Origin of the sequence: Bradyrhizobium sp. CCGUVB4N (assembly GCF_024199945.1) — a bacterium.
Classification (GTDB): Bacteria; Pseudomonadota; Alphaproteobacteria; order Rhizobiales; family Xanthobacteraceae; genus Bradyrhizobium.
In genome coordinates, this window is the sequence record NZ_JANADP010000001.1 from 2,899,296 (window position 1) to 2,915,012 (window position 15,717).

Consider the following 15,717-nt stretch of genomic DNA (forward strand, 5'->3'; position numbering starts at 1 on the left):
GACTTCAGCGCGTATCCTGGATCGTCGTTTTCAGCCGCGCGAGGGTGTCACGCCGCGCCGCTTCCCATTTGGCATCGTCGTAGGGCAACACCTTGATCGCCGAGAAAGGCAGCATGCCGGGTGCGACGGCGCCGAGATCGATATCCTGACGCGCGGGCCGCCGGAACGTCGCCTTCAGCAGCATCTCCTGCACATCCTTGCTGGCAAGATAATCGATCAACTGCTTGGCCGCTTCAGCGTTCGGTCCGCCTTTCAGGATGGCCGCGCCCTCGACGACCGCATGCGTGCCCTCGGCCGGATAGACGACGTTCACGGGCGCGCCATTGTGCGCCCACAGGAAGCCGGCATATTCCAGCGTAATGCCGAGCGGATATTCGCCGCTGCCGACGCCTTCAAAAACCTGCGTCGAGCGATTGAGCACCTTTGCGTTCGCAAGCAACTGGCCCATCTTGGTCCAGGCTGCATCTCCTTCGCCCCATTGCGACAGAAGCAGCGTGGCGGCCGCATATGAGAAGCCGGAATTGCTGGGGTCGGTGAAGGCGAGCTTGCCCTTCAATTTCGGATCGAGGAGATCGGCCCACGATTTCGGCCCGGTGTCCTTGTCGATCGCCTTGGTGTTCTCCCCGATCACGACGACCTGGATGTTCGTCCCCAGCCAGAGGTCCTTTGGATCGCGAAACTGCGCCGGCACGGCTTCGCGGTCCTTGGCCGGGTAGGCCTGGAGATACGGGCTCGCCAGCCGCAGGATCGTGGCGCTGACGCCCCAGATCACGTCGCCTTGCGGATTGGCAGCCTCGGATGTGATGCGGCGCACAAGCACGCCCGATCCCGTCGACACCACGTCGACCTTGATTCCGGTCGCCTTGGCGAAGCCGTCGGCGACCAACTTGTTCACGGTGTCGTCGTTGGCCGAATAGAGCACGACATGCTGCTCGGCCCAGGCCGATCCGGCCGCAAGGAGCGAGACCGCCAGCGCGACGCCGCGGGCGAGGATCGAGGCCGGAGTTCTCATCGGGGTCGCCTTTTCGGTTCTGTTGTTGCTTATTTGGTTTTGGCGAGATGTTCGGTCGCCGCCTTGAGCCCGGCGCCAGCTTCGACCGGGAGGCCGAGCTTGGTCAAGACGTCTTCGAGATGAAGCAGGTCGGTCAGGATGGTTGCGGCGCTGAATGCCCCCATCGTGCCAAACCGGATGACGCGGCCGGAGAGGCGGTTGCGCGCCCCCGCGATCACCGTGCGATGATCCGCATAGAGCCGCCGCACGATCGTTCCGCCCTCGAGCCCGTCGGGCACCTTGAACACGACGACGGTGCTCGAGCGCGGTCCGCGCTCGCAAAAATCCGCAAGCCCGAGCGCCGCGCCGCCGGCGCGCAGCGCACCGGACAGCTGCTCATGGCGTGCGAGCACGTTCGGGAGGCCTTCCTCGTGCATCATCAGCAGGGACTCACGCAGGCCGTAGAGCAGGCTGACCGGCGCCGTGAACGGAGTCTCGTTCAGCTCAATAGACTTCAGCGCCCGGCGGAAATCCCAGAAGAAGACCGATCGCCGCTCGTCCTGCTCGATCACGCGCCACGCCTTCGGGCTCACGCTGGCAAGCGCGAGGCCCGGCGGACACATCAGCGCCTTCTGCGATGCCGAGACGACGATGTCGACGCCCCATTCGTCCTGCCGCATCGCGATGCCGCCGAGACCGCTGACGGAGTCCGCGATGAGCAGCGTGGGCCGGTCGCGCACCAGCGCGCCGAGGGCGGCAAGGTCGGCCACCATTCCGGTCGAGCTCTCATTGTGGACGACCACGATGGCGCGATAGCTGCGCTCGCGCAGCCGAGCCTCCACCGCGGCAACGTCGACGGCCTGGCCCCACTCGTTCGCAACCGTGTCGACCGAGATGTTCATGGCCTTGGCGATCGAGGTGAAGCGCTCGCCGAACTGGCCATGCTCGACCACGAGGATCCGGCTATCAGGCCCGACCACGTTGACGAGCGCGGCTTCCATGACGCCTGTGCCCGAGCTCGCAAAGAACATCACGCGGTTCGTCGTACCGAGGACCGGACGGATCATCTCCTCGGTCTCGCCGATCGCGGCTTTGCACTCGGGACCACGATGGTTGACGATCACCCGTGCCGCGGCCTGTCGTACCCGTTCGGGCACTTCAGTGGGGCCTGGAAGCCGGAGACGATATCCCGTCGCGGGAATGGCGGATGGCGTGTCTGTCGTGGTCATAGCCTGAAGTCACCGTTCTGACGCTTATTGGGAACAAGACCGCTGCCCTCAGGATCGTCCTGATGATCGGGGCCGTTCCGTTGCTTATTCTGTTGCGTCCATGTGGTTTCGGTCAACGTCCCGCAGCGTCCGTCGCATCATGCCATCGACGATCGCCGCCGACTCGCTTGGACGCAGATGGATCGTCGTGGACTTGAGCAGCCATGGCAATACCGCCTGCTCGAGCCGCTCCTCATAGGCGGGCCGCATCATGTCGAAGGCCTGCAGGCCGGGCCCTGCCAGGACGACATGGTGCGGGCGCAGCACGGATATCGTTGCCGCGACCGCCTCGGCGAGCGCGCGGCCGGCCTGCTGGAAGACGTGCTCGAGGCGGGGGTCCCCGCTTCGTGCCCGCTCATGCAGCAGGCTCATCTGCGCCTCGGAGGGCTGCTGCGACGCCGCCGGCGGCAAGTCGAGGAAGGTGCGTGCGTCGCGGTAGAGCGCATAGTCGGCGAGATGGGCCTCGATGCAGCCGCGCTGGCCGCAGCGGCATTGCGGCCCGTTCGATCCCAGCTTGGTATGGCCGATCTCGCTGCCGGCGCCGGCGCCCAAACGTGCTTCACCGTCGACCACGATGCCCATGCCGACGCCGTGACCGATCAGGATCAGGGCCATGAGGCCCTGGGCCAGTGACGGCTCGGCGGCCGCGAGCGCGAGCGCGACCGCGACGGCATCATTCGCCATCACGACTTCGGTGCCGAATGCCTGACGCACCGGCTTCGCCAGGTCGATGTCGGTGACGGACAGCGCCGGGCTCCACAGATGACGGCCGGTATCCGCGTTGACGATGCCCTGGAGGGCGATGCCTATTCCCAGCAGCCGATGGCGCGGTGTCGCCGTCGCCTCCAGCATCGCATTGATTTGCGTGATCACGAGGTCGCACAACGCGCCCGCATCGAGCGCCCGCGTTGCGATTTCGAGCCGCGACTGCGCCAGGCTGAAGCCGCTGAAATCCGCGATCAGTGTCTCGATCAGATTCATGCGCAGCGAGACCGCGACGACGCGGCCGAACTCCGGGTTCAGGGTCAGCAGCACGGCCGGCCGGCCGCGGCGGCGGGCATTCAGCCCATCCAAATCGTCTTCGTCGGGATCGTCCGACCATGGGGGTGCGGCCGTCTCGGTCTCGCACAGCAACTCTTCCGCGATCAGCCTGGAGGTCAGGCCGGAAACGGCCGGGAAGCTCAGTCCCGTGCTCCGGGCCAGCTCGACACGCGGCAGCGGTCCGTGACGTCGCAGCACTTCCACCAGGCGGCCCCGGTTCGAGCCGCGGGCCGTGCCTGAAATTCGTCTCGGCAACTCAGTCTGGTCAGTCATGCTGTCCTATTTAATTCATCGCATGAATTTAATAAGCGCCCATCGCTGCGGTGTAACTAGAGAAACACAGCGCACGATGTGTAATGGCGAGGCATATTTACTAATACCATGCCTCATGTACTATTTCCGCTTGAAGAAGTGGCCAGTGCATCTTGATTTCGATGTTCTGCTCTGCAACATTTCTTCGCTACGTGAATAAAATAGAGCGCAAAAGCGCTGTAAGCCCCGCATCTGGGGTGCCCAAAGGGAGGTACACATGAACGGATCAATGAAGAAATTGCTCGTGCCGTTGCTCGCGACCGCTGCTGCGTTCGCGTTTGCGACCGGTCCGGCGCAGGCCCAGCAGAAGAAGACCATCGCGCTGGTGACCAATGCAGCGGCCGACTTCTGGGTCATCGCAGGCCGCGGGCTCGAGAAGGCTCAGAAGGAGCACCCGGAATACGATATCCAGTTGATCGTCACCAACGATGCGACCGCGGCGGGCCAGCGGCGCGAGCTGGACGATCTGCTGGTGCGCGGCGTCGCCGGCATCTCCATCTCGGTTGACGATGCGCCGCATGCGACCGAAGAGCTCAACAAGGTCGCGTCCCAGACCATCCTGATCACGACGGACAGCGACGCGCCGCAGAGCAAGCGTCTCGCCTATATCGGCACCGACAACGTCGCGGCCGGGCGGCAAGCAGGCGAGGAGTTCAAGAAGGCGTTGCCGAACGGCGGCAAGATCGCGCTGTTCGTCGGCACGATGGACGCGGACAATGCCCGCGAGCGGGTGCAGGGTATCAAGGAAGCGATCGCCGGCACCAAGATCGAGCTGGTCGACGTGTTCACCGACCAGGTGGACTCCGCCAAGGCCAAGGCGAACATGGAGAACGTGCTCGTCAAATATCCCGACATTGCGCTGCTGTCCGGCCTCTGGAGCTACGAGACGCCGTTGATCTATGATGCGGTCAAGGCGGCGGGCAAGGCCGGCAAGGTGAAGATCGTCGGCTTCGACGAGGATCAGCGCACGCTGCGGGGAATTTCCGACGGCACGATCGAGTCGACGGTGGTGCAGCAGCCTTTCGAATTCGGCTATCTCTCCGCCACCAACATCATCAAGACGCTGAACGGCGACAAGTCCTGGATTCCCGCTGACAGCAAGCTGATCGTGCCGACCCAGGTGATCAGCAAGACCAACGTCGCGGAGTTCACCGCTAAGATGAAGGATCTGCTGAAGAAGTGACTTTGAGTGCCTTTCGACACCTGGCGGCCATGACCAGCGAACTTGGCCGTCGGGTGTCGAGCAGGAGGAAGTGAATGGCGGAAATCCTGTTCGAACTCGCAGGGATCAGCAAGTCCTATCCCGGCGTCATGGCCCTCAACGATGTCAGCCTGCGCGTGCACCGCGGCGAGGTGTTGGGCCTGATCGGCGAGAATGGCGCCGGCAAGTCGACCTTGATGCGCGTCTTGGGCGGCGTGATTGAGCCCAGTGCGGGCGTGATCCGCATCGGCGGCACCGACCACGCCCACATGACGGTGAACGAGGCGACGCAGGCCGGCATCGCCTTCGTGCATCAGGAACTGAACCTGTTCGAGAATCTCGACGTTGCCGCGAACGTCTTCATCGGACGCGAGAAGCTCGTCGGCGGCCCGCTGAAGCTGGTGAATAGCGCGCAGATGCGCGCCCGCGTGACGCCGCTGCTGGAGCGGCTGGGTGCCGATTTCGGCCCCGACACGCTGGTCGACAATTTGTCGATCGCCGAACGTCAGATGGTGGAGATCGCCAAGGCGCTCTCGATCGACGCCCGCGTGATCATCATGGACGAGCCGACCTCGAGCCTGACGATTTCGGAGACCGAGCGGTTGCTGGAGGTGATTGCCGATCTGAAGGCGCACGGCATCGCGGTGATCTATATCTCCCACCGGCTCGGCGAGATCATGACCTGCGCCGACCGCGTCGTGGTGCTGCGCGACGGGCGCACGGTGGGAGAGCTGGCGCGAGACCAGCTCAGCCATGCCGCAATGATCCGGCTGATGATCGGTCGCGACCTGAAGACGCTGCATACGCCGCCGAAGCGGCCGCCACAGCCGGGCGGCTGCGACATCGCCGGTCTCGTGACGTCGGCCTTCCCCGACCGGCAGATCGATCTTTCCGTGCGGCATGGCGAGATCCTCGGACTGGCAGGACTGGTGGGCGCCGGTCGCACGTCGCTGGCCCGTGCGGCCTTCGGCATCGATCCGGTGCTGGGTGGCGAGATCAGGATCGACAACGCGAAGGTCCATGTCGGATCGCCCCGGGACGCGATCAGGCAAGGCATCTATCTGGTGCCGGAGGACCGCAAGAAAACCGGGCTCGTGCTGGAGCTGCCGATCTGCGAGAACGTGACGCTGGCGAGCCTGCTGAATTATGCGCGGATGTGGCTGATCAACGGCGCGTCCGAGCGCAATGTCGCGAAGGAGCAGGTGAGGCGGCTCTCCATCAAGGTGCCCAGCGTCGATATGGAGGCCGTGACCCTCTCCGGCGGCAACCAGCAGAAAGTCGTGCTCGGCAAGTGGCTCTCCATGCAGCCGCGCGTGATGTTCTTCGACGAGCCGACCCGCGGCATCGATGTCGGTGCCAAGAGCGAGATCTATGCGCTGATGCGCGAGCTCGCCGACCAGGGCGTCGCGATCGTGATGATCTCCTCGGACATGGAGGAGGTCATCGGCGTCTCCGACCGGGTCGCGGTGATGCATGAGGGACGAGTCAGCGGTGTGCTGGAGCGTTCGCAATTCAGCGAATACAACGTGCTGCGGCTTGCAATAGGCCAGGCGCTGGAACCCGTGGAAGCCGCTGCGCAATGAACAAGAAAGAACTCGGCCTCGGCCTGCTGCTCGTGGTGATTTCCGTCATCACGGGCATGATCAATCCGGCTTTCCTGTCGGTGGTGAACCTGTTGAACCTGGCCAATCTGATCGGCCTGTTCGGTGTGTTTGCGCTCGGGGAAGGGCTCGTGATCATCACCGGCGGCATCGACCTTTCGCTCGGCTCGATGTTCGCGCTGCTCGGCGTCGTCTTCGTCGATCTTCTGACGACGTACCAGGTTCCCTGGCCCTTGGCGCTGCTGGCTGTGTTGCTGGGCGGACTGGTGCTGGGGGCCATTCAGGGCGTCCTGATCACGCGGCTGAAGATGCAGCCCTTCATCGTGACGCTGTGCGGGTTGCTGATCTATCGCGGCGCCGCCCGTTATTATACGACCGACTCGACACGCGGCTTCGGCTACGGCGACGAGGCCGCGACCCTGAGCAACCTTGCCTCCGGCCATGCAGTGGCGGGCATCCCGAACACCTTCATCCTCCTGATCATCCTTGCAATCGTCCTCGGCGTGGTGCTGCACCGTTCGGTCTACGGGCGCTGGCTTTATGCCGTCGGCAAGAACGAGGAGGCGGCGCGCTTCTCCGGCATCAACACGAATATGGTGATCGCGACCGCCTATATCATCAGCGGTGGGCTCGCCGGCGTTGCGACGGTGTTGTTCGTGTTCTACACCAACTCGGTATCTCCGAGCTCCTTCGGCAATTTCTATGAGCTCTACGCGATTGCTGCGGCCGTGCTGGGCGGGTGCAGCCTGCGCGGCGGCGAGGGTTCTATTCTCGGTATCGTGCTGGGGACTGCGCTGCTGCAGGTGCTGCAGAACCTCGTGAACATCCTGGGCATCCCCAATTCCCTGAACTTCGCGGTGATGGGAACGGTGATTTTGATCGGCGTGTTGGCGGATCAGCAATTGCAGGCCCGACGCAAACGCAAGCTGGCGCTGGCCGGCCTCGCCCGCACGGCACCGAAGTCGACGCTACCGCGTGGCGTGGAAGCGGTGCCGGCGAGAACAGGCGACCAGACCTGACGAATCCAGGCTTGGGCTGACGCAAGGCCGCCTCTGCAACCGGCTTGCTCGAGCGCCGTTCGAACGAGAGCCCGAACGAGGTGACCCCCGTCACAGCAACTCCTGATGCGCGCCAACATGTTGCCCGTGATTGCGGGATCAGCTCGCAGCATCAACAGGAGACATGACGATGACGGTTTCGACCAAGCCTGACTTTGCGAATTGCGAGCTCTCCATCGACGAGCTCGAGGCCGTCGCCGGCGGCGGCCTGTGGGGCTGGATCAAGCACGAAGCGTCCGACGCCTTGCACTGGGTCGAGAAGAACGCGGGGAGCGTGGCGTCGGTCATTGAGAAGGTTCTGGGCGGGCCGGTCTACAACTCCCATCCGCCGCACAAGATGTCCTGACGACCTGCTGGTTCCAACGCTTGTCGCACTTGTTGTTCCCGGGCCTTAGGCCCGGGACAGTCGTTTGATGGCCGAAATCCCGTCGCGCGTTCCGATGCGTGTCCCTCTGTGACTGGCCTCACAGCTTCGACGCATGCCGGATCCTATACCTGTGAGCACTGACCGAGAGGGGCAGTCCCTCCCAAGGAAAACAGGAGATGGCAATGAGCGAATTCAAGACGTCCGCAAACGAACAATCTGCGGTTCTGCTCGATGATGCGGTGCTGGAGAACGTGGTGGGCGGTAGTGCCGACAGCGACTTCCAGAGCTTTCTGGATGCGCACTCGGTCGGGGGCTGGACGATGCGAGACGTCTTCGCCAAGCCGGTGCTGGGACGTTACACCCCGCGATAATCCCGAGCCGGGCCGGGCAGCATTCCGGAAAGTGCGGAAAGGTCATCCGTTCGGATGACCTCTTTCGATCCATCGCCCGGTAAGCTGCGAAGACGATGTGCCGGTGAGGCTGCAAGCGCTTGTCCGGACATCGCAACCGTCGATCAATCCCCTCAAAGTCGAGAGCGAATAGAACTCAAAATTCCTGTCGTCGCGTCGACGACTTGCAGAGCCTGCTGGGCCTTGGCCAGGGCGAGAGGCGACCTCGCGCATTGATCGGGCAGTTGGGCGATCTTCTTGCGCTGGCTGGTCAGGATATTGGTAGACTGCTCGACGGCAAATTTCACGACGTCGCGGGTCGGGTCATTCTCACCGACATTGGTCAGCTCTTTCTCGATCGTGATCAGATATTCGAAACTGGACAGCTCTTGAGAAATCTCGACAAGATTTTGAATCGTGGACTTCACGCAATCGGCGTCGACGGCGGAGATGTCGGGCCTCTTCGACGTCTGCACGAGATCGCCCATCAGGCCCGCGAACATCGGCTTGAGATCCTCGACCCTCTTCAGATCGGCCTGGCTCAGCACACCGGCAATGCACACATTCGTGGCGACCAGCAAGGCAAGGCATGGCCACGCCAGCCGGGCGATGAGAGCGCGAGCCGTTGCAGTGAGCGTGATGCGATCCGCTTGCCAATTCATCTGATGGGTCCGATGTCCTCTGCCTTGACAATTGCAGCTGGTTCTCGTTGCGAGCTTAGCTCCGCTCACAATTTCGCTCAATCCCATTCTCGGCGTCGTCCGCGCGGACGATGGCGCTGCAAGTTTTCGCGCGGGAGCGAAGCGTGACCGAGGGCACTGACAAAATCTTTCGCGCCAGCGCGCTGCAGCGTGCGGCCTCGCCGGAGGAGCTCGATCATCTCGTCGCGATCACCAAGCCGGCCGACTGGATCCTTGCCGCGATCGTGACGGTCGCGCTTGTCGCTGCGCTCGTCTGGGGCATTTACGGCCGGATCCCGTCGCGCGTGTCGGGGCAGGGGATTCTGGTCGGCAGCGGCCGCGTCGTCGATGCGGTCTCGGCCGCCGAAGGCAGGCTCGCCTCGCTCGGTGTCTCCGTCGGCGATCATGTCGAGCGCGGACAGGTGATCGCCCAGATCTCGCAGACCGAGATCGAGCAGAAGTACGGCAACGCCGTGGAAACCTACCGGGAGCGTCAGCGCGAGCACGACGACATGGCCGCGAAAGTCACCGCGGAGCTCGCGATCAAGGCCTCCAACTTCGACAAGCTCGAAGCCGCCTTCAACAAGGTCATCGAGGCGACCGGGCAGCGCGTCCAGTCCCTGGATGTCGACGTGAAGAACCTCGAGCAGCTGATGGCGAAGGGGCTGACGACACGAAAGACGCTCGAGGACCGCCGTCTCGAATTGACCGAGGCGCAGCAGCGCCGCACGGATTCGCAAAACGAGATTCTCAAGCTTCATGCCCAAAAGACCGATCTCGAAACCCAGCGTGAGCGCGAGCTGCAGCAGGCCGAGTTCGCCTCGAACAATGCACGCCGCGAGATGCAGGCGCTGGCGGGAACGCTGGGGCGTAATTCGCAGGTGTTGAGCCCAATCGCCGGGCGCGTGCTGGAGATCAAGACGTCGTCCGGCTCGGTTCTCGGCGTGGGCACCCCGGTCGTCCTCATCGAAGACGAGGGCGCCCGGCTGGAAGCGGTGGTCTACATCCCCGCCGAACAGGGCAAGAGCGTCAAGCCGGGCTACCAGGTGCGCGTCGCCCCCAGCACCGTCAAGCGCGAGGAGTTCGGCACGATGATCGGCGTGGTGTCGAGCGTCTCGGAATTTCCGGTGACGCCGCAGGGCATGACCGCCGTGCTGCATAACGATCAGCTCGTGAAGGTGTTTTCCCATGACGGCGCGCCCTATGCGGTGGCGGTGTCGCTGAACCAGGACGCGTCGACCGCAAGCGGCTATCGCTGGGCGGTGGGTAAGGGACCGCAGATTCATCTCACCAGCGGTACACTGGCGCAGGCCGAAATCACCACGCGAAGCCGGCGCCCGATCGATCTCGTTGTGCCCCTGCTCAGGAAGTGGACGGGGATCGATGGATAGTCCCGCTTCGCCCGCTGCAGGCATCAAGCACACGCCGACCATTTTGCAGATGGAGGCGGCGGAGTGCGGCGCGGCGTGTCTTGCCATGGTGCTCGCGCATTATGGCGCGTGGGTGCCGCTGGAGCAGCTTCGCGTCGAATGCGGCGTCTCCCGCGACGGCAGCAAGGCCAGCAACATCGTCAAGGCGGCGAAGCGCTTCGGGTTGTCGGCGAAGGGATTTCGGCTGGACCTCGCAACGCTGGGCTCGGCGCCGACACCTTGCATCATCCACTGGAACTTCAATCATTTCGTCGTTCTGGAAGGCATCAAGGGCAAATCCGCATCGATCAACGATCCCGCCTTCGGACGCCGGCAGATCGGCATCGATGAGCTCGACCGCAGTTTTACCGGCGTCGTCCTCACCATGCAGCCGGAGCCCGGGTTCGCGCCGACCGGCGGCAAGCCGGCCGGATTGAAACTGCTGCTGCGGGAATTGCGCGGCTCCAAGGCCGCGGTTGGACTGCTCATCCTGCTCAGCTTCGTCATGGTCGTCCCCGGCCTCGTGGCCGCGAGCTTCTCCAAGATCTTCATCGACGACATTCTGATTCAGCATCTGAACGGTTGGCTGCGCCCGCTGCTGGTCGGCATGGCCGCGACCGCGCTGATCCGCACCATCCTGACGCTGCTGCAACAATCGCTGCTGCTGCGGCTGCAGACAAAACTCTCGGTGGTAATGATCAGCCGCTTTCTCTGGCGGGTGATGGCCTTGCCGATCGAGTTCTTCACCCAGCGTCACGCCGGCGACATCGCGGCGCGCGTGGGAGCCAATGATCAGATTGCGCGGCTGCTGGCGGGCGGCATTGCGGCGAACGCGCTCAGCCTCACCTCGGTGGCGTTCTTCGCGTTCGCGATGATCGTCTACGATCACTGGCTGGCCGCGGTCTGCATCGGCCTGTCGCTGCTCAATGTTCTCACCTTGCGGCTGTCGATGCGACGCCGGGAGGATCTCAGCCGCGGGCTCTCGCTGGAGCGCGGCAAGCTGCTCGGTGCCGTCGTCAGCATCGTCAGGTCGATCGAGACGATCAAGGCGAGCGGGCTCGAGCACGAGGCGTTCGGGCAATGGTCCGGCATCCAGGCCAAGGTGCTGAATGCCGAGCGCGATCTGGCGTCGTCGTCGATCATCCTCGACATGATCCCGACCCTGATCGCCGGCATGACCGTGACCGCGATCCTGATCCTCGGCGGCTTGCGGGTGATCGAGGGCTCACTCACGCTCGGCAGTCTCGTCGCCTTCCAGGCTCTGATGGCGAGCTTCTCCGAGCCGGTGGCGACGCTGGTCAATCAGGCGGGCTCCTTTCAACTGATCAAGGGCGCGCTCGACCGCCTCGAGGACGTCTACAATTATCCGCTCAGTGAGCCCGCGCGCGCATCGGACAAGACCTTCCCAGCGCGGCTCGACGGACGGATCGAATTCAGGGACGTGCAGTTCGGCTATTCGCTGCTCGAGCCGCCGCTCATCTCCGATCTCTCGATGACCGTGGTTCCAGGCTCGCGCGTGGCGCTGGTCGGCGCTTCCGGCAGCGGCAAGTCCACCCTCGGCCGCCTGGTCTGCGGGCTCTACAAGCCCTGGGCCGGCGAGATCCTGATCGACGGGACCAGGCTTCAGGATGTTCCGCCCGACATCCTCGCCAACTCGATCGCCTATGTCGACCAGGACATCTTCCTGTTCGAGGGCTCGGTCCGCGACAATCTCACGCTCTGGGACCGCACGACGCCCGACATCGATCTCACCCGGGCGCTCAAGGACGGCGAGATCCAGGACGATATCGCGATCCGGGCCGGCAATTACGATTCCTATGTCAGCGAAGGCGGCACCAATTTCAGCGGCGGCCAGCGCCAGCGTATCGAGATCGCCCGCGCGCTGGTCGGCCGTCCGTCCATCGTCGTGCTCGACGAGGCGACCGCGGCGCTCGACCCCGTCACGGAGAAGGCCATCGACGACAATCTGCGCCGTTGTGGCTGCACCTGCATCATCATCGCGCATCGCCTGAGCACGATCAGGGATTGCGACGAGATCGTGGTGTTGCGGCAGGGCAAGGTCGCCGAGCGCGGCACCCACGAGACCCTTCTCGCCCTGAACGGCGAATATGCCCGCCTGGTATCGCAGGAATGAGTGTTGGCATCGACAATATCGTGTCCGGGGCAGGCCTCGTCGCATCGCCGGGATTGCCGGGCGAAATGGCGCTCGATGGCCGCCGGCCCATCCTGCTCGATCACCATGGCCATGTGTTGGAGGTCGTTGCCGGTCACGCGGACATCTTTGCCGTCGACATCAGCGATGGCAGATCCGGCAGCCGGCATCATCTGTTCCGCATTGAACGCGGCGACATCATTCCCGATCTCCCGGGTTTTCCCGCGTCATCCCCGGATGGTCTGCGCTTCATCGCGGTGGGCGCACAGGACACGCTGGTGTCAGTCGTGCCGAGGGGCGGGCTGGCATCCGCGGATCAGGCGGTGCGCTGGATCGAGCGGCTCGCACGCTTCGTCGCGGGGCCGGCGCCGCTGTGGCAGATGACCGAATTGCCGGAGGGCGAGGTGGCGCTGACGGCGGGCGAACCGCGTCGCGGCCCGATGCGCGGCCTGCTCTGGCTGACCGTGGAGCGGGGTGCGCTGAGCCTGATCGGGATCGGGACGAGCTACACCGCGGGAAGCCCGCCGCTGCCGCTGACATCGGGCTTGTGGGTCGAGGCGGGCGCAGACGGCTGTGCCGCGCGCGCGACGGCACAGGCACCGGCGCACGATCTGATCTGGTCGGCGATCGATCAATTCCATCAAAGCTTCGTTCAATGTGTCCAGGGCATCCTGGTCCGCGACACGCAAGATGAGAGCGCGCGGCTGGCGAGCCGAACCGGGCTCGCTGCAACGCAGGCGGTGGAGGCCTTCGACCGCCTGTCCGGCATCATCGTGCGACGCTTCGATCACGATGCGGTCGATGCCTCCTGGTCCGACAGGTTGGTCGGCGCATGCCAGATCGTCGGCAACGCGATGCGGGCGCCGATCGCGATCTCCAGCCGCGGCGAAGGCAGCGCGCAGGATTTTGCCGGGCTCACCCAGATCGCGCAGGCCGCGCGCCTGCGGCTGCGCGAGGTTCTGCTGCGCCAGGACTGGTGGAGACTGGATGCAGGCCCGATGGTCGGCTGGTATGGCGAAACGCGCGTCCCGGTCGCGCTCGTCTACGAGCCTCGTCGCGGATACCTGATGATCGACCCGCTCACGAAAGTGCGCCGGCCGGTCGATCGGACCATCGCGGCGCAAATCGCGCCGGAAGCGGCCAATTTCTATCCGCCGCTGCCGTCGCGGGCGCTGACATTCAAGGATCTTCTGCGATTCTCGCTGCGCTATGCCCGTGGCAGCGGGCTGCGCATCGCGCTGTCGGTGGTCATGATCGGCCTGTTGTCGCTGGTGACGCCGTTCGTCACCAATCTCTTGATCAGCTCGATCATCCCGCGATCGGAGCTGGACCAGCTTGCCTTCTGCGCGCTCGCGCTGATTTTGGCGGGCCTGTCGGTGGCCGGCGTCCAGGTCATGCAGGCCTTCGTCATGCTGCGGATGGAGGCTTCGATCGACTGGCGGCTGCAATCGGCGTTGATCGATCGGCTGCTCCGGTTGCCGACTGCCGTTTTCCGCGAGTTCACCGCCGGCGAGCTGGTCGACCGCGCCATGGGCATCGATGCGGCGCGGCGGGCCCTGACCGGTCACGCCCTGCGCGGCATGATCGCCGGCCTGTTCTGTGTCTTCAGCCTCGGCTTGATGCTCTATTACAGCCCCAAGCTGGCGCTGGTCGCGACTGCGCTGACCTTCGTCCGTGCGGTGGCGATCATCGGCACCAACCTGGTGCGGCTGCATTTCGAGAGCAAGCACTTCAACCAGCAGGGCAAGGTCTCGGGCTTCGTGCTTCAGCTCCTGACCGGCGTCGGCAAATTGCGCGTCTCGGCGGCGACGTCCCGCGCGCTCGCGATCTGGTCGAAGCAGTTCGCGACCCAGAAGCAGTACTTCGTGTCGTCGCAGGTGGCGGGCAACGGCCTCGGCGCATTCGAGACGGCGTTTCCCACCATCGCGACGCTGATCATCTACGCCTACGCGTCCTATTCGAGCAGCGGCTTGCTCACCGACATCGGCACGTTCTTCGCGTTCTTTTCCGCGTTCGGTCAATCCATGGGCTCGGTCGGCTCCTGGGCAGCGGGTGTGAGCGAGGCGCTGATTGCCATCCCGCCGCTGCTGCGGCTGCGCCCACTGATCGCGAGTCCGACGGAAATCCCCGACGACCGGCAGCCGCCGGGGGAGCTGTCCGGGTCGGTCGAGCTCGCGCGCGTGTCGTTCCGGTATCTGGCGAACGGGCCGCTGGTGCTCGACAACGTCACCTTGAAGATCACGCCCGGCGAATATGTCGCGGTGGTCGGGCCGTCCGGCAGCGGGAAATCGTCGCTGTTCCGGCTGCTGCTGGGGTTCGAGCGCGCGGAATCGGGCGCGGTGTTCTACGACGGCAAGTCGATCGAAACGCTGGATGCGAGCGCGCTGCGGCGCCAGCTCGGCGTGGTCCTGCAGAACGCCAAGCTCGCCAACGGAAATCTCTACGAGAACATCTGCGGTGGAATCCGGCTGCCGCTCGACCAGGCCTGGGAGGCCGCGCGCCTCGCCGGCATCGAGGACGACATCAGGGCGATGCCGATGGGGATGCTGACCCAGGTGTCCGAAGGCGTCAGCACGCTGTCCGGCGGCCAGCGCCAGCGCATCATGATCGCGCGGGCGATCGCGCGGCGTCCGCGCATTCTCTTGTTCGATGAGGCGACGAGCTCGCTGGACAATCAATCCCAGGCCATCGTCAGCGACGCGCTGGAAAATCTCAACGTCACCCGCATCGTGATCGCACACCGGCTCAGCACCGTGCAGCGCGCCGACCGGATCATCGTGCTGGTCGACGGCAAGATCGTCGAGACCGGGACGTTCGCCGAGCTGAACGCCGCCTCCGGCATGTTCGCCTCGTTCGCGCGCCGCCAGATGCTCTGAGCGCTTCGTCCGTCCGGTCATCCCAAACGAAAACTCCCGGACCTCTTTGTCCGGGAGCTTCCTGATTGAGCTGTCAACTCGGCGGCTGAGAGGCCGCCCTGCGGGCTGGCCTTAGTTCAGCCTCTGGGGCGGGTTGCCGCCGCCGGCGCCGGTGACGATACCGCCGACCACGATGATGCCGGCGGCGATCCCAGCCACGACCGGGTTGGTGAAGAACGACTTCAGGCCATGCTCGACGGAATGCACGAGGCTGCTGAACCAGCTGCCGCCGGCAACACCGTCGAGCTGCTCCATCGAGAGTTCGCAATTGGCGTTGTCGTTAATCTGATGGGTCATGTTGTCTCTCCTGTTCACGCTGCGGGATCATCCCTG

At 64.4% G+C, this 15,717-nt stretch carries 13 protein-coding genes; 8 read left to right on the plus strand and 5 right to left on the minus strand.

What is annotated here, in order from left to right:
• Window positions 1-4: 4 nt before the first annotated feature.
• The 3 genes from NLM31_RS13150 to NLM31_RS13160 form a co-directional block, all read right to left on the minus strand.
• Window positions 5-1,012 (minus strand): extracellular solute-binding protein, encoded by a 1,008-nt coding sequence (locus tag NLM31_RS13150; RefSeq protein WP_254192493.1) that lies wholly within the window; start codon window positions 1,010-1,012, stop codon window positions 5-7.
• A gap of 29 nt (window positions 1,013-1,041) precedes the next feature.
• Window positions 1,042-2,220, minus strand: coding sequence for an alanine--glyoxylate aminotransferase family protein (locus NLM31_RS13155; protein WP_254192494.1), 1,179 nt, complete (start codon window positions 2,218-2,220; stop codon window positions 1,042-1,044).
• Window positions 2,221-2,304: 84 nt separating this feature from the next.
• On the minus strand, window positions 2,305-3,573 hold the full coding sequence (locus NLM31_RS13160) for an ROK family protein (protein WP_254192495.1): 1,269 nt from the start codon (window positions 3,571-3,573) through the stop codon (window positions 2,305-2,307).
• Between the two features lie 256 nt (window positions 3,574-3,829).
• Here NLM31_RS13160 and NLM31_RS13165 point away from each other — a divergent pair, with 256 nt between their 5' ends.
• From NLM31_RS13165 to NLM31_RS13185, 5 genes are all read left to right on the plus strand, one after another.
• Entirely contained in the window at window positions 3,830-4,795 is a 966-nt protein-coding gene (locus tag NLM31_RS13165) for a sugar-binding protein (protein ID WP_254129777.1), read from the plus strand.
• 74 nt (window positions 4,796-4,869) lie between these two features.
• Window positions 4,870-6,396 carry a sugar ABC transporter ATP-binding protein gene (locus NLM31_RS13170; RefSeq protein WP_254129778.1) on the plus strand — a complete coding sequence of 509 codons (1,527 nt, stop codon included), beginning with the start codon at window positions 4,870-4,872 and terminating at the stop codon, window positions 6,394-6,396.
• Window positions 6,393-7,433 (plus strand): ABC transporter permease, encoded by a 1,041-nt coding sequence (locus NLM31_RS13175; protein ID WP_254129779.1) that lies wholly within the window; start codon window positions 6,393-6,395, stop codon window positions 7,431-7,433. Before NLM31_RS13170 ends, NLM31_RS13175 begins: the two co-directional genes overlap by 4 nt.
• A gap of 169 nt (window positions 7,434-7,602) precedes the next feature.
• Complete coding sequence (locus NLM31_RS13180; protein ID WP_254129780.1) at window positions 7,603-7,818, plus strand: CCRG-2 family RiPP; 216 nt, start codon at window positions 7,603-7,605, stop codon at window positions 7,816-7,818.
• Window positions 7,819-8,021: 203 nt separating this feature from the next.
• Window positions 8,022-8,210: a hypothetical protein gene (locus NLM31_RS13185; protein WP_254129781.1), complete on the plus strand. Its 189-nt coding sequence runs from the start codon at window positions 8,022-8,024 to the stop codon at window positions 8,208-8,210.
• A gap of 152 nt (window positions 8,211-8,362) precedes the next feature.
• Here NLM31_RS13185 and NLM31_RS13190 read toward each other — a convergent pair whose 3' ends face one another.
• Complete coding sequence (locus NLM31_RS13190) at window positions 8,363-8,890, minus strand: hypothetical protein (RefSeq protein ID WP_254192496.1); 528 nt, start codon at window positions 8,888-8,890, stop codon at window positions 8,363-8,365.
• Between the two features lie 143 nt (window positions 8,891-9,033).
• On the opposite strand from NLM31_RS13190, the gene NLM31_RS13195 reads away from it, so the two are divergent.
• Genes NLM31_RS13195 through NLM31_RS13205 form a run of 3 tightly spaced genes read left to right on the plus strand, consistent with a single transcriptional unit; the run spans window position 9,034 to window position 15,345 of the window.
• A complete protein-coding gene (locus NLM31_RS13195; protein ID WP_254192497.1) occupies window positions 9,034-10,299 on the plus strand; it encodes an NHLP bacteriocin system secretion protein in 1,266 nt (421 codons plus the stop codon).
• Complete coding sequence (locus tag NLM31_RS13200) at window positions 10,292-12,451, plus strand: NHLP family bacteriocin export ABC transporter peptidase/permease/ATPase subunit (protein ID WP_254129784.1); 2,160 nt, start codon at window positions 10,292-10,294, stop codon at window positions 12,449-12,451. The genes NLM31_RS13195 and NLM31_RS13200 overlap by 8 nt, the downstream gene beginning before the upstream one ends.
• Window positions 12,448-15,345: an NHLP bacteriocin export ABC transporter permease/ATPase subunit gene (locus NLM31_RS13205; RefSeq protein WP_254129785.1), complete on the plus strand. Its 2,898-nt coding sequence runs from the start codon at window positions 12,448-12,450 to the stop codon at window positions 15,343-15,345. Before NLM31_RS13200 ends, NLM31_RS13205 begins: the two co-directional genes overlap by 4 nt.
• Window positions 15,346-15,456: 111 nt before the next feature.
• Here the strand turns inward: NLM31_RS13205 and NLM31_RS13210 are convergent, their stop codons facing one another.
• Entirely contained in the window at window positions 15,457-15,681 is a 225-nt protein-coding gene (locus NLM31_RS13210) for a hypothetical protein (RefSeq protein ID WP_254129786.1), read from the minus strand.
• Between the last annotated feature and the right edge of the window lie 36 nt (window positions 15,682-15,717).